This window comes from Nonomuraea sp. NPDC050451, from assembly GCF_044458585.1.
Genome location: NZ_JBITHZ010000119.1, coordinates 1 through 1,321, shown reverse-complemented (window position 1 = coordinate 1,321; position 1,321 = coordinate 1). Strand labels below are relative to the sequence as shown.

General features: G+C 67.4%; 2 protein-coding genes. One reads left to right on the top strand and one right to left on the bottom strand.

Translation table 11 applies throughout. The features are described from left to right. On the top strand, positions 1-378 hold a 378-nt coding region (locus ACIBI9_RS67915; protein WP_397239705.1), incomplete at its 5' end, for a hypothetical protein. An 83-nt stretch (positions 379-461) separates the two neighbouring features. Here ACIBI9_RS67915 and ACIBI9_RS67910 read toward each other — a convergent pair. Further along, a complete protein-coding gene (locus ACIBI9_RS67910; protein WP_397239703.1) occupies positions 462-851 on the bottom strand; it encodes a hypothetical protein in 390 nt (129 codons plus the stop codon). Between the last annotated feature and the right edge of the window lie 470 nt (positions 852-1,321).

Here is a 1,321-nt window from a genome sequence, read left to right as displayed (position 1 = left end):
ACAGCTACCTCGCCGGCCTTCACCTACGCGGAGCCATCTTGTGGATCCGAAGCCTTCAACCCATCTGAAGATCTGAACTCCGTACAGGCCCTAGTCGAAGCCGACCTCAGTACGCCCGACGGGTTCGGCTCTCTTGGCGTGGGCCGGAAAATCGACGCCTCGGTGGCCGCCCCGCTGCGGGTCGGCATCGAGGACGGCCCCGGGGTTGAGGAACCGCGGCACAGCCGTTGGCGGTACCACTGTTCCTCGACCTGGTTCTACGGCAGGCCGCGTGGTGCCGGCTTCTTCTGGCAGTTCTTGAACCCGCGTGCGTACGGGGCCCAGATCCTCACCGTGGACTCGTACCGCCAGGTGCGCGAGGAGCCCGCCGGGATGTAGCAGCAGCGCAGATCTCGATCTCGGGCGATGTCGATCTTCTTGCTCGATACACGTCGAGTAACTCGTCCCGGCGGCTCCCGCCGTCAGGACAGTTTCCGCCGCTCCTCGGCCTCCGCGGCCCGTTCCGCCCTGCCGGACCGCCACATGGCGACGGCCAAGGAAACGGCCAGCCCGATGACCACGAAGGCGGCTGATCCTGTACTGCGTGGGTCGACCCACTGGACCAGAACGGCGTAGAGCATCGCCTGGGCACTGGCCTTGAGCGCGGACAGCAGCCGATCCCCCCAGGGAGCGACGATGAAGGCCACCACCGCCAGCGGGTAGACCACCAGCCCAAGCATGGGCACGATCAGCCAGCGTGAGCCGAGCGGGGCCACTCCCGTGATCGACGCCCAGGCCGCGACCACCACAGTGGCGACGTGCAATGTCCAGATCGCCGCGCTGCGCACCCAGATCGACAGGTCCGATTCCATGTTTCCTCCTGGTGTCCAGGGGCCGTTGCCAGGCGTCGAGTGGCGCGGTGCCTCACGCGTCGAGACGGGAACGCCGCGACCCTCCGTCACCAGGCAGAGATCATGGAAGGAGTGTAGGAATCAGGGCCGGGACGGCTCCCGGCACGCCTGAATCGCCGAGAACGCCCCCCGGGCCGACGTTTCCTGGGAAGCGACCGACCCGTGGGTTGCCGCCGAACTGGCCCGCGCACGTGACACCAGGCGCAGCGAAGAGTCCACGACACGGCGACAGCGCGCAGCAGGCGGTACGTCGTGGGCGGGTTCGTCACCAGCAGAGCCTCGCGCGTGTAACGGTCATAACCGATAAACTCCGATCTTCGGCCCACGGAGGGTTGCGCGATGGGACTGAGGATCAAGATCTTGGGTCCGTGGGAGCTGACGGCAGGCGGCGACGTGCTGCCGCTGACCGGCAGCCGGCGGATCGGCCTGCT

Coding starts and splice junctions, on each gene's coding strand:
- ACIBI9_RS67910 (WP_397239703.1), bottom strand. CDS start 851: ATGGAATCGGACCTGTCGATCTGGGTGCGCAGCGCGGCGATCTGGACA.